The following is a 24,653-nucleotide window of genomic DNA, read 5'->3' on the forward strand; positions in this document are numbered from 1 at the left end:
TTTCACGCATGAGCCAAGCCCCTCTCGTCCTGGTGGACGGATCTTCCTACCTGTATCGCGCCTTCCATGCCCTGCCGCCGCTGACCACTTCAGCCGGCCTGCCCACGGGCGCGGTGAAGGGTGTGCTGAACATGCTCAAGAGCTTGCGCCGGCAGTACCCGGACAGTCCCTTCGCGGTGGTCTTCGATGCCAAGGGCGGTACCTTCCGCGACGAGATGTTCGCCGAGTACAAGGCCAACCGGCCATCGATGCCGGACGAGTTGCGGGTCCAGGTCGAACCGTTGCACGCCAGCGTGCGGGCCTTGGGCTTGCCGTTGCTTTGCGTGGAGGGGGTGGAGGCCGACGACGTGATCGGCACCCTGGCCCGGCAAAGCGCTGCGGTCGGTCGTCCGGTGGTGATTTCCACCGGCGACAAGGATATGGCGCAGCTGGTCGACGGGCACATTACGCTGGTCAATACCATGACTGGTAGCACGCTAGACGTGGATGGCGTGAAGGAGAAATTCGGTGTCGGTCCTGAACTCATCATCGACTACCTGGCGCTGATGGGTGACAAGGTCGACAACATCCCCGGGGTTCCCGGTGTGGGCGAGAAGACCGCCCTCGGGTTGTTGGTGGGCATCGGTGGCGGCCTGGATATGCTCTACGCCAGCCTCGACAAAGTGCCGGAGTTGCCGATCCGTGGTGCCAAAAGCCTGCCGGCCAAGCTCGAAGAGCACCGGGATATGGCCTACCTCTCCTACAAACTGGCCACCATCAAGTGCGATGTGCCGCTGAATGTGGAAATCGATGCCCTGCACCCGGGCGAACCGGACCGCGAGGCCCTGGCCGAGCTCTATCGCATCCTGGAATTCAAGAGCTGGCTCGACGACCTGCAGCGCCAGGCCAAGTCCGCTGGCGAGGAGCTTGCCGCCCCGGAGCAGTCGGCGGCGACAACGGAGGCCCGTTATGAAACCGTCCTGGATCAGGCCCGGTTCGACGCCTGGCTGAAGAAGCTCAACGATGCGCCGCTGTTTGCCTTCGACACCGAAACTACCAGTCTCGACGCGCAGCAGGCGCAGGTGGTCGGCGTGTCGTTCGCCGTGCAGGCCTTCGATGCCGCCTACGTGCCGCTGGCCCACAGCTATATGGGCGTGCCCGCCCAGCTGGACCGTGATGCCGTCCTGACGGCCCTCAAGCCATTGCTGGAAGATCCGAACAAAGCCAAGGTCGGCCAGCACGCCAAGTACGACATGAATGTCCTGGCCAATGCTTCCACCCCCATCGCCGTGCAGGGTATCGCCTTCGACACCATGCTCGAATCCTATGTACTGGACTCCACTGCCACCCGCCACGACATGGATAGCCTGGCTCTCAAGTACCTCGGCCACAGCACCATCCGATTCGAGGACATCGCCGGCAAGGGCGCCAAGCAGCTGACCTTCGACCAGATCGCCTTGGAACAGGCTGGCCCCTATGCCGCCGAAGACGCCGACGTGACCCTGCGCCTGCACCAGGCGCTGTGGCAGAAGCTGGAGGCCATCCCCTCCCTGGCCAAGGTCCTGCGCGAGATCGAGATGCCGCTGGTGCCGGTGCTCGCCCGCATCGAGCGCAATGGCGCCTATGTCGATGCCAGGCTGCTGGGCCAGCAGAGCCTTGAGCTGGGCGAGAAGATGGTCGCCCTGGAGCGCCAGGCCTTTGAGCACGCCGGCCAGGAATTCAACCTCGGCTCGCCCAAGCAGCTCGGCGCCATCCTCTACGAGAAGCTCGGCCTGCCAGTGCTGGCCAAGACTGCCACCGGACAGCCCTCCACGGCGGAAAACGTTCTTGCCGACCTCGCCGAACAGGATTACGAGCTGCCCAGGGTGATCATGCAGTACCGCTCCCTGAGCAAGCTCAAGAGCACCTATACCGACCGCCTGCCGGAGCAGATCAACCCACGCACCGGGCGCATCCACACCTCCTACCACCAGGCGGTGGCGGCCACCGGGCGCCTGTCGTCATCCGACCCGAACCTGCAGAACATCCCGATTCGCACTGCCGAGGGCCGGCGCATTCGCCAGGCCTTCATCGCGCCCAAGGGCTACAAATTGCTGGCGGCGGACTACTCGCAGATCGAGCTACGCATCATGGCTCACCTGGCCAAGGACGAAGGCCTGCTGGATGCCTTCCGCCATGACCGCGACGTGCACCGCGCCACCGCGGCTGAAGTCTTCGGCGTGCCGCTGGAAGACGTGAGCAGCGACCAGCGTCGCAGCGCCAAGGCGATCAACTTTGGTCTCATCTATGGCATGAGTGCGTTCGGCCTGGCCAAGCAGATCGGCGTCGAGCGCAAGGAAGCCCAGGCATACATCGACCGCTACTTCGCCCGTTACCCCGGCGTGCTCGCCTATATGGAGCGCACCCGCGAACAGGCGGCGCAGCAAGGCTTCGTGGAAACCCTGTTCGGCCGTCGCCTGTATCTGCCAGAGATCCATTCGAAGAACCAGGCCATGCGCAAAGCCGCTGAGCGCACCGCGATCAACGCGCCGATGCAGGGCACGGCCGCAGACATCATGAAACGCGCCATGGTTGCCGTGGACAATTGGCTGCAGGAAAGCAGGCTGGACGCCAAGGTCATCCTCCAGGTGCACGACGAACTGGTTCTGGAAGTCCGTGAGGACCTGGTGGAGCAAGTGCGCAAGCAGATCCGTCCGCTGATGGGGGGCGCCGCTGAGCTCGATGTGCCGCTCGTGGTGGAAGTGGGGGTTGGCGACAACTGGGACGAGGCGCACTAAGCGCCCGCCTCGCCTCGCTTAGGCTATCTGGACATAAATGGCCAGTAACTGATAACGAAGTCGTTTTAGAGAAAGGCTGAACTTTTGCGGCGGGATGACAGTCACAAAAGCTGAACGGCAGGTGAAGCCTTCAAAGCTCCTTTTGCTGTGTTTAGTGTTGGCAGATATCTGAACCCCGCCCTAGCGGTTCAGACTTAAACCCCGAACTTCCCCCTCCCCATACGAAGTCCGGGGTTTTTTTTGCCTGGGATTCAGGCGTTGCCGTCTTCGCCCGAGGCTTCGTCTTCCAACTGCAGCCAGCGCGCCAATACAGCTTGTGCTTCTTCGATGCCTTGCCGCTTGGGTGCCGAGAACAGCTGGATTGTCACGCCCTCGCCCCAACCCTTGCGGATGTCCTGGCGCACCTTGAGCAATGCATTCTTCGCCGCGCCAAAGGCCAGCTTGTCGGCCTTGGTCAGCAGGATGTGCAGCGGCATGTGGCTTGCACTTGACCAGTCCAGCATCAGGCGGTCGAAGTCGGTGAGCGGATGGCGGATGTCCATCATCAGCACCAGGCCGGCCAGGCTTTCACGGCTGCTCAGGTAGGCCTCCAGGTGATGCTGCCAGTGCTGCTTCAGCGGAATGGGCACCTTGGCGTAGCCATAGCCGGGCAGGTCCACCAGGCGTCGGTGCTCATCGAGGGAGAAGAAGTTGAGCAGCTGCGTCCGCCCCGGTGTCTTCGAGGTCCGGGCCAGGCTGGCGTGGGTGAGGGTATTCAGCGCGCTCGACTTGCCAGCGTTGGAACGCCCGGCAAAGGCCACTTCCAGGCCCTCGTCGGGCGGGCACTGGTCGACCTTGGCGGCACTGATGAGGAAGCGGGCCTGTTGGCACAGGCCAATGATCGGATTCTTGAATGACATGCGGTGTCCAAGGGTGCGACGCGGTGTCGCAGGAGGCGGTTTCGTTTCCGTTTAGGCGACGTGAGTATATAATGCCGCAGATTTAGTGTGCGCTTTATCCCCCAGGGTCTAGTGTCCACGGGACCGACTGGTGCACGAAAGAATGCCCAGCGAACCCCTCTAATGAGGTCAGATCATGAAGAAAATGCTGCTCGTCGCAAGCCTTGCGGCGCTGTCTTTCAGCGCGCAAGCAGCTCAGGATCCGGAAGCGGTGTTCAACCGCGCCTGTGGTGCCTGTCACAGTGGTCAGCTGCCTATGGCGCCGAAAAAAGGCGACAAGGCTGCGTGGGAGCCTCGCCTGGCCAAGGGGATGGATACTCTGGTGCAGAGCGTCACCAACGGTTTCAACGCCATGCCACCGAAAGGCCTGTGCATGGACTGCAGTGCCGAGGACTACAAAGCGGTCATCCAGTGGATGAGCCAATAAACTGCCCCGGCGCTTAACTCCTTTACCCTTTAGCCGTAGTTGGATTAGCTGATGAACAAAGTAATCGTGAGTCTGCTGTTGACCCTGGGCATCACCGGTCTGGCCCACGCCGCTGGCGACGCCAAGGCCGGCCAGGCGAAAGCCGCAGTGTGCGGTGCCTGCCATGGTCCCGATGGCAACAGCGTTGCCCCGAACTTCCCGAAACTGGCTGGCCAGGGCGAGCGTTACCTGCTCAAGCAACTCAATGACATCAAGGCCGGCAACCGCCAGGTGCTGGAAATGACTGGCCTGCTGAACAACATGAGCGACCAGGACCTGGCCGACATCGCTGCCTACTTCTCTAGCCAGAAGGGCAGCGTCGGCGCCGCCGATCCGAAGCTGGTCGCACGTGGCGAAGCCTTGTTCCGCGGCGGCAAGCTCGACCAGGGCATGCCTGCCTGCACCGGTTGCCACTCGCCTGATGGCTCCGGCAACGCCGCTGCCGGCTTCCCGCACCTGGGCGGCCAGCATGCCCAGTACGTGGCCAAGCAGCTGACCGATTTCCGCGAAGGCAACCGCACCAACGATGGCGATGCCCAGATGATGCGCGCCGTTGCTGCCAAGCTGAGCAACAAGGACATCGAAGCCGTTTCCAGTTACATCCAGGGTCTCCACTGAGGCATGTTGTCTGGAACTTGAACAAGGGTGGCCTAGGCCACCCTTTTTCGTTCTCAGGCTCGCTACAATGGCCGGAACCAGCCGCAACGCCACCGGTCAAATCTGGGCCTTCGCGGCGCCCTCTAAATCTCAAGGAGTGAAGCATGCGTAACCTGATCCTTTCCGCCGTCTTTGCCGGCGCCAGCCTGCTGGGCCTGGGCGCCCAGGCCGAGGACATCGAGGCCGGCAAGCAGTATGTCGAGCTGAGCAGCCCCGTCCCCGTGGCCGTGCCTGGCAAGATCGAGGTGGTGGAGCTGTTCTGGTACGGTTGCCCGCACTGCTACCAGTTCGAGCCGACCCTCAATCCCTGGACCGAGAAGCTGCCGGAGGATGTCAACTTCGTGCGTATTCCCGCCATGTTCGGCGGCCTGTGGAACGTCCATGGCCAGCTGTTCATCGCCCTGGAAAGCATGAAGGTCGAGCAGCAGGTGCACAAAGCCGTGTTCGAGGCCATCCACAAGGACGGCAAGAAGCTGGCGACCCCCGAAGAAATGGCCGAGTTCCTCGCCACCCAGGGCGTGGACAAGGACGCCTTCCTCAAGGCCTACAACTCCTTTGGCGTGAAGAGCCAGATGGAAAAAGCCAAGAAACTGGCCATGGCCTACCAGATCACTGGCGTACCGACTCTGGTGGTGAACGGCAAGTACCGCTTCGACATCAGTTCCTCGGGTGGCCCGGAGCAGACCCTCAAGGTCGCCGAGCACCTGATCGATAAGGAGCGCGCCGCCAAGTAAGCGGCGCATTCCCCGATGCTGCGTCGCTGGGTGGGTGAGCGGACCGCAAGCCTGTGCGATGCACGGGTCAACCCCAATTGCGATAAGGGCAGGCTGCCGGCCGACGGTCGCCTGCGCCTGCTGAGCTTCAACATCCAGGTCGGCATCAACACCGAGCGCTATCACCATTACCTGACTCGTGGCTGGCAGCACCTGCTGCCGCACACCGGTCGCGCCACCAACCTGCAACGCATTGGCGACCTGCTACGCGACTATGACCTGGTCGCCTTGCAGGAGGTCGATGGTGGTAGTCTCCGGACTGGCTATGTCAACCAGGTCGAGCGCCTTGCCCAGTTGGGTGACTTCCCCTACTGGTACCAGCAGCTCAACCGCAACCTCGGTCGACTAGCCCAGCACAGCAATGGCGTGCTCAGCCGGCTGCAGCCCAGCCTTATCGAAGACCATCCCCTTCCCGGCCCACCGGGACGCGGGGCGATCCTGATGCGTTTCGGCGAGGGACGTAACGCCCTCGCCGTCGTGATGATGCACCTTTCCCTGGGCGCCCGGACCCGCACCCGGCAGCTGGCCTATATTCGCGAGCGCGTCGCCGGCTTCCGCCATCTGGTGCTGATGGGCGACATGAATACCCATGCCAATGACCTGCTCGAGCACTCGCCTCTGCGCGACCTCGGACTGCTGGCGCCTCAGGTCGAAGCAACCTTCCCTAGCTGGCGGCCGCAGCGCTGCCTCGACCACATCCTGCTCAGCTCCAGCCTTACCCTGGAGCGGGTGTCGGTACTCAGCGAGTCGATCTCCGACCACCTGCCGGTGGCAGTGGATATCCGCCTGCCTGACGAACTGTGTGCGGACCTGCCGCTCGCGCTGGCCTGACCCTTCGCGGATTCCCCTGCATGAGTGATGACGCCCAACGCTGGAAGGCCAAGTACCTGCAGAGCCTCGAGCAGCAGGAGAAGCTGGAGAAGCGCTGGGACTTCCGCCTCGACCTGTTACGTCGTGGCCTGGTGCGCAGCTCGCTGGCTGCCGAGGGCAGCGACAAGGCGGTGGATCAGTGCATGCGGGAGCTGCGCGAGATCGTCCGCGGTGACCAGATGGATGCCGGGCTTTCCGCCTTGATCCCGCGTCTGGAAAGGACCGTGCTGGATTCCGAGCACCGCCGCCAGCGTGGCATTGAGCAGAGCGTTGCTGCCCTGGGTAGCCTGGCGAACCGGTTGCTCGAGCTGGACCTGCCTCGCGAGTTGCGCAAGGACCTCAAGCAATTCGCCAAGCGCATCAATGAAAGCGCCCGCCATCCGCGAGAAATGCCCGCCCTGCTGGCGGAGCTCAGCATGCTCCAGGGCCAGGCTCTGCTGGCCTCGCAGACGGATCCAGCGCTGGATCGGCCAGGACTGCTGCAGCGCCTGTTCGGCGGCCGTGACGATGCGCCGGCCTGCGAACAGGCGCCGGAAAATGCCCGGAAGGAACCGGTGCCTCCAGCAGCTTCTGAGCCTGTCGCCGGCGGGGTTATCCAGCCGTACCGTGGCGAAGCTCCCGTTGCACCTGGCGTAACTGTCGCGCCCAGGCCTGCGGCGGCCCTCACTGCAGGCCTCGACAGCCTGCCTTTGCCCGCCACGCTCTTGACCGGCGAAGGCGACTCCGCCTACGCCTTGCCCAGCTTGCCCGAGCCCGGCTACAGCGCTGTGGCGCAGCATGTCGCCGACAGCCTTCGCTCGCTGTTGGACGAGTTGGAATTGCCCGAATACCACCAGCCCCAGGCCGAAGCCTTGCGTCAGCGTCTGCAGGGCGGGCTCAACTGGTACGAGTTGGTCCCGGTACTCGATGACCTCGGCGTGCTGGTGCTGGCGGTGACGGACAATGGCCAGCGCGAATTCGCCGGCTACCTCAAACAGCTCAACCAACGCCTGGCGCAGTTTCTCGACAACCTGAGCGTTGCCCAGGATGGGCATGCCGAGTCGGAGCGCAGTGCGCGTGCACTGGATGACCAGCTGCGCGAGCAGGTCAGCGGGTTGCAGACCAGCGTGCAGGGTGCTGCTGACCTGGAACACCTGAAACAGAGCCTGGAGCAGCGCCTCGGCGGCCTGCTCGACACCCTGGATCATCATCAGCAGCAACGTGCCGCGCATGAGCAGGCATTGGGCGAACGCCTGCAGGCCTTGATGGCGCACGTGAGCAGCATGGAGGCCGAGGCCCAGGGCTTTCGCGACAACCTCGAAGCACAGCGCCAGAGGGCGTTGCGCGACCCGCTCACCGGGCTGCCAAACCGGGCAGCCTGGAACGAGCGCCTTGACCTGGAGGTGGCTCGCCAGCAACGTTACGGCGGCGATCTGTTGCTGGCAGTGATCGACATCGACCACTTCAAGCGGATCAATGACAGCTTCGGCCATCTGGCCGGTGACAAGGTTCTCAAACTCATCGCCGCAGAGCTGGCCAGGCGCCTGCGCAAGACCGACTTCATCGCCCGCTTCGGCGGTGAAGAGTTCGTCCTTCTCCTGCCGGGGACACCGTTGGAGGGCGGCCAACAACTGCTGGAAAACCTGCGAACAGCCGTAGAAGCTTGTCCGTTCCACTTCAAGGGCGAGCGGGTTGCGATCACCTTCTCCGCTGGATTGACCGCCCAGATTGCCGGCGAACGCAGCGATGAGACGTTCCAGCGCGCCGACCGAGCCCTCTACCGCGCCAAGCAATGCGGCCGGAATCGGGTCGAAATCCACGAGCCTGACTCAATAGCGCCAGCGCCCGACGCCTCCGGAGCGCTGCTGGCGGAGTGACCAGCTCAGGCGGCGCTGGGCAACCAGGGCTTCCAGTGTTCCGGGATGGTCTCGAGCCTCGGGTAGTCCAGCGCCGCCAACTGCACGGCGCTGAGGAGAAATGGCGTATGCCGATGCCGCACGGGCAGCGATCTCAATTCCGGTAGCCAGAGGCTGACGTAGCTGGCCTCAGGGTCATAGCGGTGGGCCTGGCGCAGGGCGTTGAACGCCCTGCTGTGGCGAGGATCGCTTGCCGCACCGGCGAGGTAGGCCCAGTTGCCCCAGTTGCTCGCCGGGTCGTAGTCCAGCAGGTGTTCCTCGAACCAGGCGGCGCCTGAGCACCACTGCTGCTGCAGGTCATTGACCAGGTAGCTGGCCACCACTTGCCGTCCGCGGTTGGACATCCAGCCAGTCATCGCCAGTTCGCGCATGTTCGCATCCACCAGCGGCATACCGGTGCGCCCCTGGCACCAGCGCAGGAAACGCTCATCGAGATTCCGCGGAGCCCTGGCGGTGGCCTTCAGGCCGTCGACGCGGAACATGGCTCCACCGTGGCGCAGCAAGGTCCAGCGGAAAAACTCGCGCCAGAGCAGCTCGGTCCATAGCCGCTGGGTCGACTCGTTGCGTCCGTGCTGCGCTTCATGGCGATGCAGTTCGGCGGCGACGCGGCGGGGCGACAGGCTGCCGTTGGCCAGCCATGGCGAGAGCTTCGAGGAATACTCGCTGCCGATCATCTCGTTGCGGGTGTCCTGGTATTGGCGCACGCCCTGGGATTCCCACAGGTAATCGCGTAGCCGGGCCAGCGCAGCGGGCTCGCCGCCGGCAAAGGGGAACGCCGTGGCTGGAACCGACAGCGGATCGCCCAGGCCCAGGTGGGAAAGCGTCGGCAGTGGCTCCAGTAGCGGCAGGGCTTCCGTCGGTAGCGAGGGCAGCAGATTCGGGACGAAGCGTGGCTGGAACACATTGGCACGTGCTTCGATCATGGCGCGGAATTGACTGAAGACCGACGGCAGCTCCTCGATCAGGCACGGCAGTTGGTCTTCACTGAGCAAGCCATTGCCCGGCAGTTCACGCAGCGGGCACCTGCCCAAAGCCTTGCGCACCCGCTGCAGCTCCGTACGCTCGAAGGGGGCGACTTCCTCCAGCGTCAGCACTTCATCCAGCTTCAGCTGCGTCACCAGCGCCGGAATGACCGCGTCAGAGTGCCCTTGCAGCACCAAAAGGCGCGAGCCGTGCTGGCGAAGGCCGGCGTCGAGCGCCGTGAGGCTTTCCAGCAGGAAGCGTGCGCGGTGCACACCCAGGCGCCGAGGTCCCAGCGGCGAGGGCAGCAGCAGCGCAGGATCGAAAACAAATAGCGGAAGGACCCGCTCGGCCAGGAGTGCTGCCTGTAGCGCCGGGTGGTCATCAAGTCGCAGATCTTGTTTCAACCACAGCAGCGCACGGCTCATCATGGCTTCCTCGGGGTGCGAATCCCTCCTCTCAACATTAATCTTCGCGGTTGAAAACAGCCGACCGTTCATCCTCGTCGTCTGCCCCCGTGTCCGGTCGGAATGCTGGCCCTGTGAGATCGGCTGCGTATAATCCGCGCCCTTTTCGGCTGGGTCTTGGCAGTACGGCTGCCGTCGGGCGTGTGCACCAAGGCTGTCGAGACACGGCGTAACGGTCCGACGTGTTTACGCAAAGACGCAGCTGCTGCAGGCCATTAAACTTTGCCCATTGGTTGAGGAGCGCCCTCCATGGAAATCCTAGGCATCGCCGTCCTGATCTTTCTGGTCACCGACCCATTCGGCAATATCGCCATCTTCATCGCTGCCCTGAAGACGGTCGCGCCCGAGCGGCGCTTGCGCGTGGCCCTGCGCGAGCTGCTCTTCGCGCTGGGTTTGCTACTGGTGTTTCTGACCTTCGGCGACAAGATCCTTAGCGGCCTTGGCCTGTCCCGCGAGGCCATTGCGATCGCCGGCGGCATCATCCTGTTCATCATTGCGCTACGCCTGATCTTCCCGAAGCCAGAGGGCGTGCTGGGCGACCTGCCTGGCGGCGAACCGATGCTGGTGCCCCTGGCGACGCCAGCCGTGGCCGGACCTTCGGCGCTGGCGGTGCTGATGACCCTGCGCAACACCCATCAGGGCGAGCTCTGGGAGCTTTATGCCGCTGTCGTCCTGGCCTGGAGTGCCACCGCGATGATCCTGCTCCAGGCGGCGTTCCTGCAACGATTCCTCGGCGAGCGTGGCCTGATGGCGGTGGAACGCCTGACCGGTATGTTGCTGATCATGCTCAGCGTCGACATGCTGCTCGATAACCTGCAAAGCGTCCTTCATCTGAACCCATGAGAATCCTCTTCCTGAGCCTTGCGCTCGCTCTGCTTGGCGGCTGTGCCGGCGGTCTGCGCATCGATACCAGCCACACCTCGGTCAGCCAGAGCAGCCGGGTGCAGTACGTCGTGCTGCATTACACCTCGGCCGACTTGCCCACCTCCTTGCGTGTGTTGACCCGCGATGGCGTGAGCAGCCACTACCTGATCGGCGACCACCCCGCGACCATCTACCGGCTGGTGGATGAAAGTCGTCGGGCCTGGCATGCCGGCGAGAGCGACTGGCAGGGTCGCACCTGGCTGAACGCCAGCACCCTGGGCATCGAGTTGGTCAACGATGGCTATGTGGACACGCCGAACGGCCGGGTCTACCGGCCCTACAGTGATGAGCAGATCGATGCGCTGATCCTGCTGCTCAAGGACATCGTCGCGCGCCACAGCCTGCCCCTGGGCAGCATCATTGGCCACAGCGACATCGCGCCCCAGCGCAAGGTCGATCCGGGACCGCTGTTTCCGTGGAAACGCCTGGCCGATGCCGGTCTGGTGGCCTGGCCGGAAGCCGGCGCGGTTGCCCGCGCGCAGGCACGCTTCGCCTACAGCCTGCCGACGGTGGCGTGGTTCCAGCAGCAACTGGCACGACAGGGTTACACGACGCCGCAGACCGGAGTGCTGGATGAGGCGACGCGCAATGTCATCAGCGCATTCCAGATGAAATACCGGCAGCGCCTCTATGACGGCCAGCCCGACGCGGAGACCGCCGCCCTGCTGCTGGTCCTCAACGGGATGCTGCGCTGAAGGGCGGGGTACCCACCTTCCCGTTACAGGGCCTGCGTTTCTGCAGGGGCGAATGAATTCGTCCCTACAAGAGACGCACGGCTCGCGCGCGGACCGCCGCACGGGCATCTGCTGATGTAGGAACGGCAGAGCTGCCCCACTTCACACCGGCAGTGCCAGGTAGAACCGCGCCCCCTGCCCCGGCCGTGAATACAGCCCGATACGGCCGCCGTGGAGTTGCACGATCTCCTTGCACAGCGCCAGGCCCAAGCCCGCACCGCCTTTGCGTGTACCCACCTGGATGAAGGGCTCGAAGATGCGCTCCTGCTGACTGTAGGGCACGCCTTCGCCTTCGTCAGTGACGCTGAGAATGACCTGCTCACCATGCCGCCTGGCCTGCAAGCGGATCTGCCCGCCGTCCGGGCTGTGGCGAATGGCGTTGCCCATCAGGTTGTCCAGCACCTGTTCCATGCGCAGGGGATCGAGCTTGACCCGGGGAAGCGGTGGGTGCAGTTCCAATTCGATGCTGATCGAGTGCTCGCTGGCCTGGGCGCTGAAACGCTGGCGCAGGGCGCCGAGCAGCTCTTCGAGGTCACAGGGTTCGCGCTCCAGGGTCTGGGTGCCGCTCTGGTAGCGGGAGAAGTCCAGCAGGTCGTTGATCAGCCGAACCAGCCGCTGCATTTCTTCATCGAAGGTGCAGGCCAGCTCAGCTTCGCGGGTCCCGGGGAGGAAATGCATGCGTTCATGCAGCAGGCCGAATGCCATTTGCATGCCGGTGACGGGGGTGCGCAATTCGTGGGAGGCGCGAAGAACGAACTCGTTGCGCACGCGCTCGAAGGCGCGGTCCTCGGTGACATCACGCAGCACCATCACCCCGGCGACGATCCGCTCGTCCTCCAGCGTCACCGGAGCCAGGCTCCAGCTCAGCAGGCGCAGTTCGCCGCTGGCCTGGACGCTCAGGTCGGGTGGCACTTCGTCCAGGGATTCGCCGCGCAGCACACGCTGGGCCGGCTCGTCCAGTTCGGGTAGCCCCAGCGCCCGTCCCAGGGGCTGGCCCCGTTGCTTTTCGCCGCATCCCAGTTGGCGTTGCGCGACCGGATTGGCGTGCTCGATGCACCCTTGACGGTCCAGGATCAGCAATCCGTCGTCGATGCTGTCAAGGACGGCCTTGAGACGTTGTTGCCCGGCCATCAGCTTTTCGATGTTGGTTGCCTTGAGCACGCGCAGGGCTTCGGCCATGAGGCCGAAACGGCGACTCAGGGCGGCGATCTCGTTGACCGGGGAGAGCGGCAGGGTGACCTGAAAGTCGCCCTGGCCGATCTGGTCGGCGGCCTTGGCCAGGGCATCCATCGGCTCGCCGAACCGCCGGGCAATGCCGTGGGCGGTCACGTAGCCGATCAGCAACACCGAAACACCGAGCAGGCCCAGCAGGCCGGCAATCAGCAACGCGCGTTCCCGGGCAGCGCCTTCCGCCTGGTGGACCTTGCCCAGAGCCTGGGTCTGCAGCGCCATCATGTGCTGGCGCACCTGGTTGAAGGCCTGGCTGAAGTCGTTGTCGTCCAGCAGCGTCCAGCGCATGCTCGCCGGCTGCGCCACCACCTCGAGGAAGTCCCGATAGGCTGCGGCGATGCGTTCGAAGCCCGCGCGCGCCTGCGCATCCTGGGCGGAGCGCGAACCTTCTTCGAGGGCGGTGAGGAACTGTTGCTGCGATTGCTCCAGGGCTGGCAGATCAATCGGCTCGCCCATCAGGTTGACCATCTGATCGCCCAGGTGCTGGTACAGGCGCTGGCTGATGTTCAGGGTGGTGAAGTTATCGTTGATCAGCTGTTCCTGGGAGCGGGACATCTGCATCACACCGATCAGGCCGAGCAACAGACCGAGCAAGGCGACCGTGATCAGCGCCGAGATGCTCAGGAACAGTTGCGTCCGCAGCTTCATGGTCAGGCTCACAAGCCATAGAGCTTGCGCTTGCGGTAGAGGGTCGAGGAGTCGATGCCAAGCGTGCGGGCCGCCTGGTCCAGGGTCCCACTGACGGCCAGTACGCCGGCGATGTGCGCGCGTTCCAGCTCTTCCAGGCTCATCGGGTCGCCAACCCGAGGTGTATTGGCCGCCGGCGATTCGCCGAGTCCCAAGTGGCTCACATCCACTAGTTCCTGATTGCAGATGATGCTGGCGCGCTCGATCACGTTGCGCAGCTCGCGCACATTGCCCGGCCAGCGGTAGCCCTTCAGTGCCTCCAGCGCTTCCTGGCTGAAGCCTCGGGCCGGCCGGCCGTAGTCGGTAACAAAGCGTGCGAGGAAGCGTTCGGCCAGCCCAAGGATGTCGTCATGACGTTCGCGCAGCGGTGGCAGGTTGAGGGTGATGACGTTCAGGCGATAGAGCAGGTCTTCGCGAAAGCGCCCCTCGCGCACCATCTCCTCCAGCACCAGGTTGGTGGCGGCCAGGATGCGCACATCGGCGCGGCGCGTCACTGGGTCGCCAACCCGCTCGTATTCCTTGTCCTGGATGAAGCGCAGTAGCTTGGGTTGCAGGGGCAGCGGAAAGTCGCCGATCTCATCGAGGAACAGCGTGCCGCCGTCGGCCTGGCTGACCCGGCCCAGCGTGCTCTCATTGGCCCCGGTGAAGGCGCCGCGGTTGTGGCCGAACAGCTCGCTTTCCATCAGGTCGGCGGACAGCGACGGGCAACTGATGGTCACGCAGGCCTGCTTCGCCCGCTTGCTCCAGCCGTGGATGGCACGAGCCAGTTCGCCCTTGCCCGTGCCGGACTCGCCGAGGATCAGGATGTTGGCGTCGGTGGCCGCGACCTGGCGTGCGGTTTCCAGCACCGCCATCATCGCCGGGCTCTGGGAGTCGAGGTTGTCGCCGGCGCGCTGGCGCTCGCCTTCGAGCACTTCCAGGCGCGCGGTCAGCTGACCGACCTCCAGTTGCTTGGCCGCTGCCATGCGCAACTGATCAGGGCTGCAGGGTTTGACCAGGTAATCGGCGGCACCTGCCTGGATGGCGTCTACGGCGGTATCGACCGCCGAGTGGGCGGTCACTATCACGACACGCATCCAGGGGGCGTTGGCCCGCATATAGGCCAGCAGGTCGAGGCCATTCTCGTCGCCCAGGCGCAAGTCGAGGAAGCACAGGTCGAAGACCTGACGCGCCAGCGCAGCTTCTGCCTGGCCGCTGCTATTGGCGGTGGCGACACTGTAGCCCGTGTCCTCAAGGCAGTAGCGGAAGGTCCGCAAGATGGCTGCTTCGTCATCCACCAGAAGGATGCGTCCTTGGTTCTCGGTAACTGGTCCCATGCATTGCTCCACTTGTCCGAGTCATAACGTTTAGTCCGAGAAATATCGTGCAAGTTGCACTTCACTTTCAGACAAGCCTTGCAGCTTGCAATTGCACGGGTTGTCGTTGGTTGATCTAAGTGTCTGATTGAAAAGATGAAAATCCTTTCTTTCAGGCTGGCACAAGCCTTGCCGAAGTCTTGTTACCCAGCCTGGTGGAGCGGTCTTTCAACCTCTTGGGATCGTTTTCCAGACACGCCGGGTTACGCCGCGAACAGGGAGGTTGCGGCCGTTTTGAACGGGCCTCGAGCCCATCGACGACCACCCGAAAGTGGAAGGAGAAGACTCATGTTGAGCTGGGCTCTGACATTTCTGGTAATTGCCATCATTGCTGCCGCCCTGGGGTTTGGAGGCATTGCCGGTACTGCTGCAGGTATTGCGAAGATTCTCTTCGTGATCTTTCTGGTGCTGTTCGTGGTGTCTCTCATCATGGGGCGCCGACGAGGCTGATGGAGGGGATCGCAAGATTCGATGGATCGAGGGATGGACCATGGGGCCGGGTTGCTCCGCGTTTTATGGGCGGCGCGACCTAGGGGTAGAGGGGTTACCTCCGCACGGCGGGCTGGGTCGGAAAAGGCCGAAACCGGGTACTGGTCAAAGACCAGCGCCCGGACGGCACATGTGTCACCTACCGCAGACGGCTGGCCAGCTTGGCGATGTGCTCGCCCTGGAATCGGGCCAGGGCCAGTTCCTTCTCGGTGGATGAGCGCGAGCCATCACCATCGGCCACGGTAGTTGCGCCATAGGGTGAGCTGCCCCGCAATATCGCCGTTCTCCCCTTACCCACAAGCTAGCGACCACAAGCGGCCGGAGTTCCAGGCTAGTGGCCTGTCTGGTTAATGCGTTATCTATCGCGGTCTTTGTAGGCTGGTTGCACTTCCTTCACCCGAACGCTGGTCGCCCCTTTCCCTCCGGGAGAGGGGCGACCAGCGCTTGCTCGCTCGGATTAAAGTCAACGAACTTAGCCAACAGGACACTAGCGGGTACCCGTGAACTTTTCCGCCGCAAGCCTTCGCCCTCTTTCGCGAATGAATTCGCCCCTCCATTTCCGTCCCGCTATCATCCGCGTCACTGATTGGGGGAACTGCAAATGTTGAACGGCCTGTGGCTGGGCTTTTTCGTGGTAGCGGCGGTGGCCGCGTTCGGGCGCTGGATCGGTGGTGACCCGGCGGTATGGGCGGCGATGGTGGAAAGCCTGTTCGCCATGGCCAAGCTGTCGGTCGAGGTGATGATCCTGCTGTTCGGCACCCTGACGCTGTGGATGGGCTTTCTGCGGATCGCCGAGAAGGCCGGCCTGGTGGAGTGGCTGGGGCGTATCCTGGCGCCGCTGTTCCACCGGCTTATGCCCGAGGTCCCGCCGGGGCATCCGGCGCTCGGCCTGATCACCCTCAACTTCGCCGCCAACGGCTTGGGCCTGGACAACGCTGCGACCCCGATCGGCCTCAGAGCCATGCGCGCCCTGCAGGAGCTGAACCCCAGCAGCACCACGGCCAGTAATGCGCAGATCCTTTTCCTGGTGCTCAACGCCTCGTCGCTGACCCTGCTGCCGGTATCGATCTTCATGTACCGCGCGCAGCAGGGCGCGGACGATCCGACCCTGGTGTTCCTGCCCATTCTCCTCGCAACCAGCTGCTCTACCCTGGTTGGCCTGCTGTCGGTGGCACTGGTGCAGCGCCTGCGCCTCTGGGACCCGGTGGTGCTCGCCTACCTGGTACCCGGCGCGCTGTTGCTGGGCGGCTTCATGGCGCTGCTTGCCGGGCTCTCCGCCACGGCGCTGGCGGCGCTGTCTTCTTTGCTCGGCAACCTCACACTGTTCGGCCTGATCCTGCTGTTCCTGCTGCTTGGCGCGCTGAAGCGGGTGCCGGTGTACGAGTGCTTCGTCGAAGGGGCGAAAGAGGGCTTCGACGTGGCCAAGACGCTGTTGCCGTACCTGGTAGCCATGCTCTGCGCCGTAGGCGTGCTGCGCGCCTCCGGCGCGCTGGACTTTGGCCTCGATGGCATTCGCGCGATGGTCGAGTGGTTCGGCTGGGACACCCGCTTCGTCGATGCCTTGCCCACAGCGCTGGTGAAGCCATTCTCCGGCAGTGCGGCCCGCGCCATGCTGATCGAGACCATGCAGACCCAGGGCGTCGACAGCTTCCCCGCCCTAGTGGCGGCGACGGTGCAAGGCAGTACGGAAACCACCTTCTACGTGCTGGCCGTGTACTTCGGTTCAGTGGGCATCCAGCGTGCGCGGCATGCCGTGGGTTGTGCTCTGACCGCGGACCTGGCCGGGGTCCTGGCCTCCATCGGCGTCTGCTACTGGTTCTTCGGCTAAGGCCGGCGGTTCATTCGCCAAGTAGCCCCGGGCAAGGGGCTGCCTCCTTAACGCGGCTTGGGCGGCAGCTCCGACGGTGTTACGCGAAAGCGCAGGGTGCCGATCATCTGCCCGGCTTCGGTAATCACCTGCACCTGCCAGCGGCCCACCGGATCGGACGGGAAGTTCTGCTTGTGGGTCCAGGCGCGGTAGCCGGCTTCACGCCCGCCGTTGATGTCGAGGGCGATGCGGTCCACGACCTGGCCGCGGAAGCGCCAGACGTGATAGATCCGCTCGTTCAGCCCACGCGGTGCGTTGATCGCGGTGTAGGCGTAAAGCCCCTTTCTGCGCAGCTCGCTGGAGGTGACTTCCTTCACCCCTTCGCCCGGCGTGCGGCGGTGGTTGTCCAGTTCGGGTGTCACGGCCACTTCGGTGAGCCATAGTGTTGCTGGCGGCACCCAGGTGCGGGTCATCCAGCCGACCCCGCCCATCGCCAGGGTCAGCCCGACCATGGCCAGGCCTCGCCACCAGCGCTGGACACGGATAGCACCGAACAGACTGGCGAACGACAGCGCCACGGCACTGCCCAGGGCCCAGCGGTAGCTTTGCGCGGTGGTCAGCTGGAGGATCAGTGGCAGCGCGGCCAGCAACACCGCAAACAGCGTCAGCGTGTGATAGGCGAGGAACAACCAGCGCCGTGGCGCGAGGAACTTGTTGTACACCGGATCGGTGATGGAACAGAGCGCTGCTACGGCCAGCAGCCCGGTAAACAGCGCTTGGCCGCTGTTCCAACTGGTCGTGATGAGGAAGAACGGCAGCACGAAGAACAGGCTTTCCTGGTGGATCAACTGGGTCAGGAAGCGCATCAGCGGCGGCGGCATCTCGATGCCGAACAGCCGCTCGATGCTGCGCCGGAACAAGTGCTCCAACACCAGCCAGACCCAGCTCACCAGCATCAGGATGGCGATCACCTTGGCCACCCGCGCCCCGCGATCCACCAGCAGGAAGCTCGCCACGCCCGAGCAGAAGCCATAGAGCGCGATCAGCCGGGGATGGCGCTGAATCAATGCGATCAGCTTGAGTACGTGGGGCTTGTAGGTCGACAGCGGCATCAGTCGAGGGCAGGCGGTGATTGCTAAGTGGCGCAGGATACTGCCGCCCGGCGCTACTGAGAAGTCGCATGGCCTGCGCCCTGATGGGCGCAGCTGCTCGTGGATGTCGAGGACTGGTCAACCCGGTCCGCGCCTGCTGCTCCAGAATTGCTGGGCCAGCAAGCGCAGGCCGCCGGCGAGATCGGCGACCTCTTGCGCGCTCTGCTGGCTCTTGATGCTGCTCAGGGTATTGCTGTCGGCGGCCATGCGGATGTTCGTCAGGCTGCGCTGAATTTCCTCGCTGGCAGCACTTTGCTGCTCGACTGCGCTGGCAATCTGCAGGCTCATGCTGCTGATGGCGTTGATCTGAAGATTCACCGATTCCAGCGAGCTGCTGGCACGTTGGGCCTGCTGCAGGCTGTCGGTGGCCCGTTCGCTGCTGTGCTGCATGGCGGTCACCGCCTGTCCGGCGCCCTGCTGCAGGCTGTCGATGATGCGGTGGATCTGCGCGGTGGAGCTTTGCGTGCGCGACGCCAGGGCACGCACTTCATCGGCGACCACGGCGAAGCCGCGGCCTGCCTCCCCTGCCCGTGCCGCCTCGATAGCCGCGTTGAGGGCCAGCAGGTTGGTCTGTTCGGCAACGCCCTGGATCACTTCCAGCACCTGACTGATCGCATCGCTGTGCTTGCGCACGTCCTGCACCACTCCTGTCGCCAAGCGCACCTCTTCCTCCAGTTCGGTAATGCGCAGGCGGGTTGCTTCCACCTCCTGGCGGCCGAGATTGGCGGCCGCATCGGTCTGGTCCGCGGCTGTGGCGCTTTGCTGCGCGTTGCGCGCGACTTCCTGAACGCTGTAGGCCATTTCTTCGACAGCACTGGCGACCTGGTCGGTTTCTGCCTGCTGCTGGCGAGTCGCGTCGCTGGTGCTGGTCACCGATGTGGCCAGGTGCTCGGCATGCTCGGCCAATTGCCGAGATGATTCGGCGATACGCCCAACCACCGCGCCCGCCTCCATTTCCAGCATGCGCAGGGCGAAGGACAGCTCGCCGAACTCGTCATTGCGGCCGCAGTAGAGATGCTGGCTGAGCGGGTTGCTGGCAATGCTTCGGGCCTTGCCCAGCAGGGTCTGGAGCGGTCGTAGCTGCCAGTGCAGCCAGGCGCCGCAGAGCCCCAGGCTGGCCAGGATGGTTGGAATACTGGCAAACGGCAGAAGGTCCTCGAACTGGCTGGCCAGGCCAATGCCGCTGGCAATGGCCAGGCCACAGCCGGCGAGCAGGCGCCCGTGCAGCCCCAGGCGGGGGCGGCGCAATGCGCGTGGCTGGCGCCCGGCCCGCAGCTCGGCGTAGAGGCGTTCGGCGGCATCGGCCTGCCCTGCCTCGGGGCAGGTGCGTACCGACTGGTACTCCACGACTTGTCCGTCGCGCAGTACGGGCGTGACGTAGGCGCTGACCCAGTAATGGTCGCCGTTCTTGCAGCGGTTCTTCACCAGGCCCATCCAGCTGCGCCCGGATTTCAGGGTGGCCCACAGGTGGGCGAAAGCGGCGGCGGGCATGTCCGGATGCCGCACGATGTTGTGGCTGCGGCCGAACAACTCCTCGCGATTGAAACCGCTGATGCTCAGGAAGTCCGGGTTCACGTGGGTGATCACGCCTTTCAGATCGGTCGTGGAGAGAATGTTGGCGCTGGCGTCGAACTTGACCGCCCGGCCGGTCACCGGCAGGTTGAGCTTCATCGACTGGTTCCTTGGTTGAGTGCATCGCGCAGGTTGAACGGCCCGGTCTCTCCGAGCAGACAGCCATGCCCCTCGAAATACCCCTCGCCGTTGAACAGACGCTCCAATACCTGCGGGGGTTGTGGCCGACTGAACCAGAAGCCCTGGGCGTAGCGGCAGTCCTCGTTGAGCAGGAAGTCCACGTGTTCGGGGTGCTCCACCCCTTCGGCCACCACTTCCAGGCCCAGGCTCCGGCCCAGCCCGATGATGGCGCGACAGATGGCGCGCAGCTCCGGGTCGTGCGGGGCACCGCCGATGAAGCTGCGGTCGACCTTGAGCAGGTGCAGCGGAAAGCGCTTGAGGTAGCCGAGCGAGGAGTAGCCGGTACCGAAGTCGTCCAGCGCCAGGCGCACGCCGAGACTGGACAGCTCACGCAGACAGGCCAGGGTGTCTGCGCCGTCCTGCATCAACAGGCTTTCGGTGATTTCCAGCACCAGGCTGCTGGCGTCCAGGCCGGTTTCCCGCAGGATTCCTGAGAGCTGGCTGGCGAACCCCGGCTGCAGCAGCTGGCGGCTGGACAGGTTGACCGAGCAGCTCAGCGACGATTGCCCCGCCAGTTGCCAGCAGCGCGTCTGGCGACAAGCCTCGCGTAGCACCCATTCCCCCACCGGGATGATTTCGCCGGATTCTTCCAGCGCCGGGATGAACTGCAGCGGCGATACCGGTTGGCCATCCTGGCGCCAGCGCAGCAGGGCTTCCACCGCGGTGACCACGGGCCGCTCGCCGTCAATCCGGCAGATGGGCTGGTAGTGCAGTTCGAACTCTTTGCGAGCCAGCGCCTGGGCCAGTGCGTTGTGCAGGTCCAGGCGTTGCCGGGCTGTTTCCTGCAGCTCGGCGCTGTAGCGGGCGAATTGCGCCTTACCAGCTTCCTTGGCGCGATACAGGGCTAGATCGGCGGCTTGCAGGGCATCCACGGCCTGGTCTGCGCCAAGCAGCCCGGCGATGCCGATGCTGGCGCTGACGGATAGCGTGCGGTCCTCCAGGGGAAGCGGCTTGTGCAGGCTTTCGAGCATACGGCGCGCAACCTGCTCGGCGTCCTCCAGACAGGCCAGGTCGTCGAGCAGCACGACGAACTCATCGCCACCGAAACGCGACAGATGGTCGCCTGGACGCAGGCAGCGCGACAGCCGCTGGGCCACCTCCACCAGCACCCGGTCCCCGGTGGCATGGCCGAGGCTGTCGTTGATCAGCTTGAAGCGGTCCAGGTCGATGAACAGCAGGGCTGCTTCCCGCGCACCAGGCTTTTGCCGGCGCTGCAGGGCCTGCTGCATCAGCTCATCGAGCCGCAGGCGGTTGGCCAGGCCGGTCAGCGGGTCGTGGCGTGCGGCATGCTTGAGTTGCTGTTCGGTGGCCTTGCGCTGGCTGATGTCGGTTTGCGAACCGGCCATGCGGCCGCCCTCGGCGACGCCGCGTGCCAGCACCCAGAGATAGCCACCGTCACGTTGGCGAATACGGTACTCATGGTGCAGCGAGGGCGTATCGCCGCGCAGGTGCGCATCCACGGCCTGGCGCAGGCTGGGCAGGTCGTCGGTGTGGACCCGACCGAACCAGCTGGCACTGCCTTCGCCGAGGCTGTCACGGGTCAGTCCGAGCATGCTCGCCCAGCGCTCGGAGAGGTAAAGCCGGTCGTGCTCCAGGTCCCAGTCCCACAGGCCATCGTTGGCCCCACGCAAGGCTCGGGCGAAGCGTGCTTCGCTGTCCTCCAGGGCCTGCCGCTGGGCGGCGCTGTAAGTGTCGATGGCCAGCGCCATGTCGAAGAACACTGCCTTCAACAGGCTCGCATAGGTGGCACTGGCTTCGTGCTCGCCCAGCAATTCGGTGAGCATGTGGTCCAGGTAGAGGCGGTAGGCACCCAGATACCATTTGAGTTCGACGCCTACGTGCTGGTGCACCAACCCCACGCGCAGCCGGTGCAACACGTAGCTCTGGTCGTAGGGGCCGCGCCAGAGCTGCTGGTAATAACCCAGCTGGCTGTGCTTGAGCCGCGCCAGGGTGGCCGGTTCATCGAGGATTCCGGCGATCGGCTCGTATTGTCCAAGGTGTTCGTACAGACGCTCGACGAAGGCCTGGTGGCAATTGTCCAGGCCCGCAGCGTGTTGGCCCAGGCGTGCGGCATCCGTGTCCTGCCAGTCGAGGTACTGGCAGCGCTGGAGGACCTCCGCATGCGTCAGGCCGATTCGTCCGAGCATTGCTTGTAATTGTTGTTCTAAGCCCATGCATCCTCCTCGGGAGGTTTTCCCGGGAATAAAAAAAGCGCCGTGATCGGAAGCCTCGGAAGAAGCTCACGATCACGGCGCTCTGTCTTGCAGGCCCCTGTGTCCTGCCCGGCAAAGCCGGCTTCCGCTTTTGCGGAACCTTGCCCGGGCAGTTTTTACATCAGTTGGAGGGGTCCGACAACTCCTTCAGAGCCTGCTGCAGGCGCTTGCGTAATCGCCCCAGCTCTCGGGACTTGAAGGCGTGACGGGTGCTTTCCAGGGTCTCGATGGTCTCGCCCAGCAGCGCCTGAATGCGCCCGGCATGGTTGAGAGGTGCATCCTTGAGCCATCGGCAGAGGGGCATCTGTAGGCAGTCGCTACTGCGGGTAAGGAGGGTACAGGTCAACTCGCTGCGTTCGACCAGGGAGCCGGCTTGGATAGCGAGCGTCTGGTCGTCGCTGGCCAGCACGAGAAGGGGCACGCGATGTTTCATTTTTTTAGTGCGTTGGCTGATGGCAAAGGGCTACGACTTTAGGTGGCTGCTCGGTCATGAATATTGATCCAGGTCAAATTTCTGCGCTTGCCTACGGACAGTCGATCTGGACTGGAATGTCCATTCTAGAGAGGCTCTGTCGAAGAACATCGCATTGTTGCCCCTTGGCGTTTCTGGCCCCCTGGGGCGCGACAGTGACTCGGGCGAAGGTAAAACCGCCCGTTACCAGCACTGCGCCCCCTCTGCGGCTGTTTCTGGAGCGTCCGGCGTATCCTGCGCCACCCTGCCGGGGAGCTGGTCAGCGATGTGAGCTGATCTCCGGCTCGAAGTACCGGCGCGCGACCAATTCTTCTCGCTCCTCTTCGGCGGCATCTGGCGCGTCGGGGTTATCCAGTACCGCATAGGCGATGGCACAGAACAGCGAGTTGAGGCGTTTCATATCGCCCATCAGCCCCAGGTGCAGGGCGCTGGTCTCGATGCTCTGCACCACCTGTTGGTGCAGTCGCGCGACATGGGCATGAGCGTAGCGCCGCTCGAGCATGCGGAAGCGACGCTTGGCCCGGCGCAGGCGCTTGGCGTTCTCCTGATCGCCATTGAGGAACACCGACAAGCTCAGGTGCAGGTTATCCACAAGCTGGTCGTACAGGCTGATGATTTCCGCCAGGCCCTCTGCGGAGAAGGCCAGGCGCTGGCCGTCCTTCTTGCTGCGCACGTCGTCGAGCATGCGCTCGATGATGTCGCCGGCCTGCTCGAGGTTGATGGTCAGCTCGATGATTTCCGCCCAGCGCCGACTGTCGCGCTCGCCCAGATCCTCCCGGGGCATGCGTGCCAGGTACAGCTTGATCGCGGTGTAGAGGGCGTCGATGTCGTCGTCGAGCCGGTGGATATCCTTGCCCAACAACGGGTCGCCGCCGCGCAGCAGGTGTAGCAGGTTGTTCAGCATCTGCTCGACGATGTCGCCCATGCGCAGGGTTTCGCGCACTGCGTTGGCCAGTGCCAGGCTGGGGGTTTCGAGGGCAGTGGCGTCGAGGTGCCGGGGTTTGGCCACATCGTCCGGCTGCGGACGATCCGGCAGCAGCCAATTGCAGAAGCGCGCCATTGGCACGATTAACAGGAGGCAGAGACCACAGCGCACGCTGTTGTAGAGCACGTGGAAGGCGATCACCAGCTCGGCGTTGGAGATTGGCCAGCTATCCATCCAGTTCGCCAGTGGGCCCACCAGCGGCAGCACCAGCACGCAGCCGGCCAGTTTGAAGAGCAGGCTGCCCAGGGCCACGCGCCGGCCGGCGGGGTTCTGCAGGCTACTGCTGAGCAGGGCAAGCACACCGCTGCCAAGGTTGGCGCCAATCACCAGGCACAGCGCCACCTTCAGCGAAATGACGTTGGACGCGGCCAGCGTCGCCGTGAGCAGGACGGCGGCGAGGCTTGAGTAGGACACCATGGCGAACAGTGCGCCGGTCAGCGCATCCAGCAATACATCGCCGGTGAGCGAGGAGAACAGCACCTTCACGCCCTTGGCCGTGGTGATGGGCTCGGCTGCGGCGACGATCAGCTGCAGGGCGAGGATGATCAGTCCGAGCCCGATGCCGACCCGGCCGAGCTGGCCCAGGCGCGTCTGCTTGCGTGAGAGGAACAGGATGACGCCGAAGAAGATCAGCAGCGGCGACAGCCAGGACAGGTCCAGGGTCAGCACCCGCGCCATCAGCGCCGTGCCGACATCGGCGCCAAGCATGATGGCCAGGGCCGGGGCCAGCAGCATCAGGCCCTGGGCGACGAAGGAACTGACCAGCAGCGCGGTGGCATTGCTGCTCTGGACCAGCGCGGTGACGCCGATGCCGGCGGCGAAGGCCAGTGGTCGGCGGCGCACGCTGATGCTGAGCAGGCGTCGCAGGTTGGCGCCGTAGACGCGGAGGATACCGCTCCGCACGATGTGCGTGCCCCAGATGAGCAGCGCGACGGCGGAAAGCAAATTGAGCAGCGTCAGCATGGTGGCCCTCCTGGCGAACTCGAGAGCCGCTGTATCCAACCGCGGAGTACAGCGGCGGCAGTCAGGCGAGTAGTAGCGCGTTTGTCATTAATTGACCTTCAGGGGACCT

Annotated in this window: 19 protein-coding genes and 1 pseudogene; 10 read left to right on the plus strand and 10 right to left on the minus strand. The window is 64.3% G+C overall.

The genetic code is table 11. The features are described from left to right. Window positions 1-8 precede the first annotated feature (8 nt). The gene (gene polA, locus J7302_RS14930; RefSeq protein ID WP_215376061.1) at window positions 9-2,756 is read left to right on the plus strand and encodes a DNA polymerase I; all 2,748 of its coding nucleotides are present in this window, start codon (window positions 9-11) and stop codon (window positions 2,754-2,756) included. A gap of 251 nt (window positions 2,757-3,007) precedes the next feature. Here the strand turns inward: polA and yihA are convergent, their stop codons facing one another. Continuing rightward, complete coding sequence (gene yihA, locus J7302_RS14935; RefSeq protein WP_215376065.1) at window positions 3,008-3,655, minus strand: ribosome biogenesis GTP-binding protein YihA/YsxC; 648 nt, start codon at window positions 3,653-3,655, stop codon at window positions 3,008-3,010. A 175-nt stretch (window positions 3,656-3,830) separates the two neighbouring features. Here yihA and J7302_RS14940 point away from each other — a divergent pair, with 175 nt between their 5' ends. The 5 genes from J7302_RS14940 (at window position 3,831) to J7302_RS14960 (ending at window position 8,316) form a co-directional block, all read left to right on the plus strand. Beyond that, a complete protein-coding gene (locus J7302_RS14940) occupies window positions 3,831-4,121 on the plus strand; it encodes a c-type cytochrome (protein ID WP_215376068.1) in 291 nt (96 codons plus the stop codon). Between the two features lie 51 nt (window positions 4,122-4,172). After that, window positions 4,173-4,778 (plus strand): c-type cytochrome, encoded by a 606-nt coding sequence (locus J7302_RS14945; protein ID WP_215376071.1) that lies wholly within the window; start codon window positions 4,173-4,175, stop codon window positions 4,776-4,778. Window positions 4,779-4,921: 143 nt separating this feature from the next. Continuing rightward, window positions 4,922-5,551, plus strand: coding sequence for a thiol:disulfide interchange protein DsbA/DsbL (locus J7302_RS14950; RefSeq protein ID WP_215376076.1), 630 nt, complete (start codon window positions 4,922-4,924; stop codon window positions 5,549-5,551). Between the two features lie 15 nt (window positions 5,552-5,566). Continuing rightward, a complete protein-coding gene (locus J7302_RS14955; protein WP_215376079.1) occupies window positions 5,567-6,421 on the plus strand; it encodes an endonuclease/exonuclease/phosphatase family protein in 855 nt (284 codons plus the stop codon). Between the two features lie 20 nt (window positions 6,422-6,441). Next, window positions 6,442-8,316, plus strand: coding sequence for a GGDEF domain-containing protein (locus J7302_RS14960; RefSeq protein WP_215376083.1), 1,875 nt, complete (start codon window positions 6,442-6,444; stop codon window positions 8,314-8,316). 5 nt (window positions 8,317-8,321) lie between these two features. On the opposite strand, the gene J7302_RS14965 is transcribed toward J7302_RS14960, so the two are convergent. Then, the gene (locus tag J7302_RS14965; protein ID WP_215376086.1) at window positions 8,322-9,743 is read right to left on the minus strand and encodes a DASH family cryptochrome; all 1,422 of its coding nucleotides are present in this window, start codon (window positions 9,741-9,743) and stop codon (window positions 8,322-8,324) included. 288 nt (window positions 9,744-10,031) lie between these two features. On the opposite strand from J7302_RS14965, the gene J7302_RS14970 reads away from it, so the two are divergent. Continuing rightward, the gene (locus J7302_RS14970) at window positions 10,032-10,625 is read left to right on the plus strand and encodes a MarC family protein (protein ID WP_215376089.1); all 594 of its coding nucleotides are present in this window, start codon (window positions 10,032-10,034) and stop codon (window positions 10,623-10,625) included. Then, window positions 10,622-11,401, plus strand: a complete 780-nt coding sequence (locus tag J7302_RS14975) for an N-acetylmuramoyl-L-alanine amidase (RefSeq protein WP_215376092.1) — start codon at window positions 10,622-10,624, stop codon at window positions 11,399-11,401. Before J7302_RS14970 ends, J7302_RS14975 begins: the two co-directional genes overlap by 4 nt. 141 nt (window positions 11,402-11,542) lie before the next feature. Here the strand turns inward: J7302_RS14975 and J7302_RS14980 are convergent, their stop codons facing one another. Continuing rightward, window positions 11,543-13,318 (minus strand): KinB sensor domain-containing domain, encoded by a 1,776-nt coding sequence (locus J7302_RS14980; RefSeq protein ID WP_215376095.1) that lies wholly within the window; start codon window positions 13,316-13,318, stop codon window positions 11,543-11,545. 8 nt (window positions 13,319-13,326) lie between these two features. After that, the gene (algB, locus tag J7302_RS14985) at window positions 13,327-14,673 is read right to left on the minus strand and encodes a sigma-54-dependent response regulator transcription factor AlgB (protein ID WP_215376098.1); all 1,347 of its coding nucleotides are present in this window, start codon (window positions 14,671-14,673) and stop codon (window positions 13,327-13,329) included. Between the two features lie 327 nt (window positions 14,674-15,000). Here algB and J7302_RS14990 point away from each other — a divergent pair, with 327 nt between their 5' ends. After that, the gene (locus tag J7302_RS14990) at window positions 15,001-15,162 is read left to right on the plus strand and encodes a DUF1328 domain-containing protein (RefSeq protein ID WP_215376101.1); all 162 of its coding nucleotides are present in this window, start codon (window positions 15,001-15,003) and stop codon (window positions 15,160-15,162) included. Window positions 15,163-15,340: 178 nt separating this feature from the next. On the opposite strand, the pseudogene J7302_RS26540 reads toward J7302_RS14990, so the two are convergent. Then, a pseudogene (locus tag J7302_RS26540) lies at window positions 15,341-15,469 on the minus strand (NAD(P)H:quinone oxidoreductase); the annotation flags it as partial. A 333-nt stretch (window positions 15,470-15,802) separates the two neighbouring features. Here J7302_RS26540 and J7302_RS14995 point away from each other — a divergent pair. Continuing rightward, window positions 15,803-17,029: a nucleoside recognition domain-containing protein gene (locus tag J7302_RS14995; protein WP_215376105.1), complete on the plus strand. Its 1,227-nt coding sequence runs from the start codon at window positions 15,803-15,805 to the stop codon at window positions 17,027-17,029. Between the two features lie 47 nt (window positions 17,030-17,076). Here J7302_RS14995 and J7302_RS15000 read toward each other — a convergent pair whose 3' ends face one another. The 5 genes from J7302_RS15000 to J7302_RS15020 form a co-directional block, all read right to left on the minus strand. Continuing rightward, the gene (locus tag J7302_RS15000; RefSeq protein ID WP_215376110.1) at window positions 17,077-18,120 is read right to left on the minus strand and encodes a DUF5924 family protein; all 1,044 of its coding nucleotides are present in this window, start codon (window positions 18,118-18,120) and stop codon (window positions 17,077-17,079) included. Window positions 18,121-18,237: 117 nt separating this feature from the next. Then, a complete protein-coding gene (locus J7302_RS15005) occupies window positions 18,238-19,830 on the minus strand; it encodes a methyl-accepting chemotaxis protein (RefSeq protein ID WP_215376113.1) in 1,593 nt (530 codons plus the stop codon). Next, the gene (locus tag J7302_RS15010; RefSeq protein WP_215376116.1) at window positions 19,827-22,085 is read right to left on the minus strand and encodes a putative bifunctional diguanylate cyclase/phosphodiesterase; all 2,259 of its coding nucleotides are present in this window, start codon (window positions 22,083-22,085) and stop codon (window positions 19,827-19,829) included. Before J7302_RS15010 ends, J7302_RS15005 begins: the two co-directional genes overlap by 4 nt. Before the next feature lie 160 nt (window positions 22,086-22,245). After that, window positions 22,246-22,545 (minus strand): hypothetical protein, encoded by a 300-nt coding sequence (locus J7302_RS15015; protein ID WP_349814450.1) that lies wholly within the window; start codon window positions 22,543-22,545, stop codon window positions 22,246-22,248. Window positions 22,546-22,855: 310 nt separating this feature from the next. Then, on the minus strand, window positions 22,856-24,544 hold the full coding sequence (locus J7302_RS15020) for a Na/Pi cotransporter family protein (protein ID WP_215376122.1): 1,689 nt from the start codon (window positions 24,542-24,544) through the stop codon (window positions 22,856-22,858). Between the last annotated feature and the right edge of the window lie 109 nt (window positions 24,545-24,653).

The sequence above is a fragment of the Metapseudomonas boanensis genome (genome assembly GCF_018704125.1).
GTDB classification, from domain to species: Bacteria; Pseudomonadota; Gammaproteobacteria; order Pseudomonadales; family Pseudomonadaceae; genus Metapseudomonas; species Metapseudomonas boanensis.

Bases quoted from the DNA above. Each gene is read 5' to 3' on its own strand.
- J7302_RS15005 (WP_215376113.1), bottom strand. From the start codon at position 19,830: ATGAAGCTCAACCTGCCGGTGACCGGCCGGGCGGTCAAGTTCGACGCC.
- J7302_RS14940 (WP_215376068.1), top strand. From the start codon at position 3,831: ATGAAGAAAATGCTGCTCGTCGCAAGCCTTGCGGCGCTGTCTTTCAGC.
- algB (WP_215376098.1), bottom strand. From the start codon at position 14,673: ATGGGACCAGTTACCGAGAACCAAGGACGCATCCTTCTGGTGGATGAC.
- polA (WP_215376061.1), top strand. From the start codon at position 9: ATGAGCCAAGCCCCTCTCGTCCTGGTGGACGGATCTTCCTACCTGTAT.
- J7302_RS15010 (WP_215376116.1), bottom strand. From the start codon at position 22,085: ATGGGCTTAGAACAACAATTACAAGCAATGCTCGGACGAATCGGCCTG.
- yihA (WP_215376065.1), bottom strand. From the start codon at position 3,655: ATGTCATTCAAGAATCCGATCATTGGCCTGTGCCAACAGGCCCGCTTC.
- J7302_RS14990 (WP_215376101.1), top strand. From the start codon at position 15,001: ATGTTGAGCTGGGCTCTGACATTTCTGGTAATTGCCATCATTGCTGCC.
- J7302_RS14950 (WP_215376076.1), top strand. From the start codon at position 4,922: ATGCGTAACCTGATCCTTTCCGCCGTCTTTGCCGGCGCCAGCCTGCTG.
- J7302_RS14980 (WP_215376095.1), bottom strand. From the start codon at position 13,318: ATGAAGCTGCGGACGCAACTGTTCCTGAGCATCTCGGCGCTGATCACG.
- J7302_RS14955 (WP_215376079.1), top strand. From the start codon at position 5,567: ATGCTGCGTCGCTGGGTGGGTGAGCGGACCGCAAGCCTGTGCGATGCA.
- J7302_RS14965 (WP_215376086.1), bottom strand. From the start codon at position 9,743: ATGAGCCGTGCGCTGCTGTGGTTGAAACAAGATCTGCGACTTGATGAC.
- J7302_RS14995 (WP_215376105.1), top strand. From the start codon at position 15,803: ATGTTGAACGGCCTGTGGCTGGGCTTTTTCGTGGTAGCGGCGGTGGCC.
- J7302_RS14975 (WP_215376092.1), top strand. From the start codon at position 10,622: ATGAGAATCCTCTTCCTGAGCCTTGCGCTCGCTCTGCTTGGCGGCTGT.
- J7302_RS14970 (WP_215376089.1), top strand. From the start codon at position 10,032: ATGGAAATCCTAGGCATCGCCGTCCTGATCTTTCTGGTCACCGACCCA.
- J7302_RS14960 (WP_215376083.1), top strand. From the start codon at position 6,442: ATGAGTGATGACGCCCAACGCTGGAAGGCCAAGTACCTGCAGAGCCTC.
- J7302_RS15020 (WP_215376122.1), bottom strand. From the start codon at position 24,544: ATGCTGACGCTGCTCAATTTGCTTTCCGCCGTCGCGCTGCTCATCTGG.
- J7302_RS15000 (WP_215376110.1), bottom strand. From the start codon at position 18,120: ATGCCGCTGTCGACCTACAAGCCCCACGTACTCAAGCTGATCGCATTG.
- J7302_RS14945 (WP_215376071.1), top strand. From the start codon at position 4,173: ATGAACAAAGTAATCGTGAGTCTGCTGTTGACCCTGGGCATCACCGGT.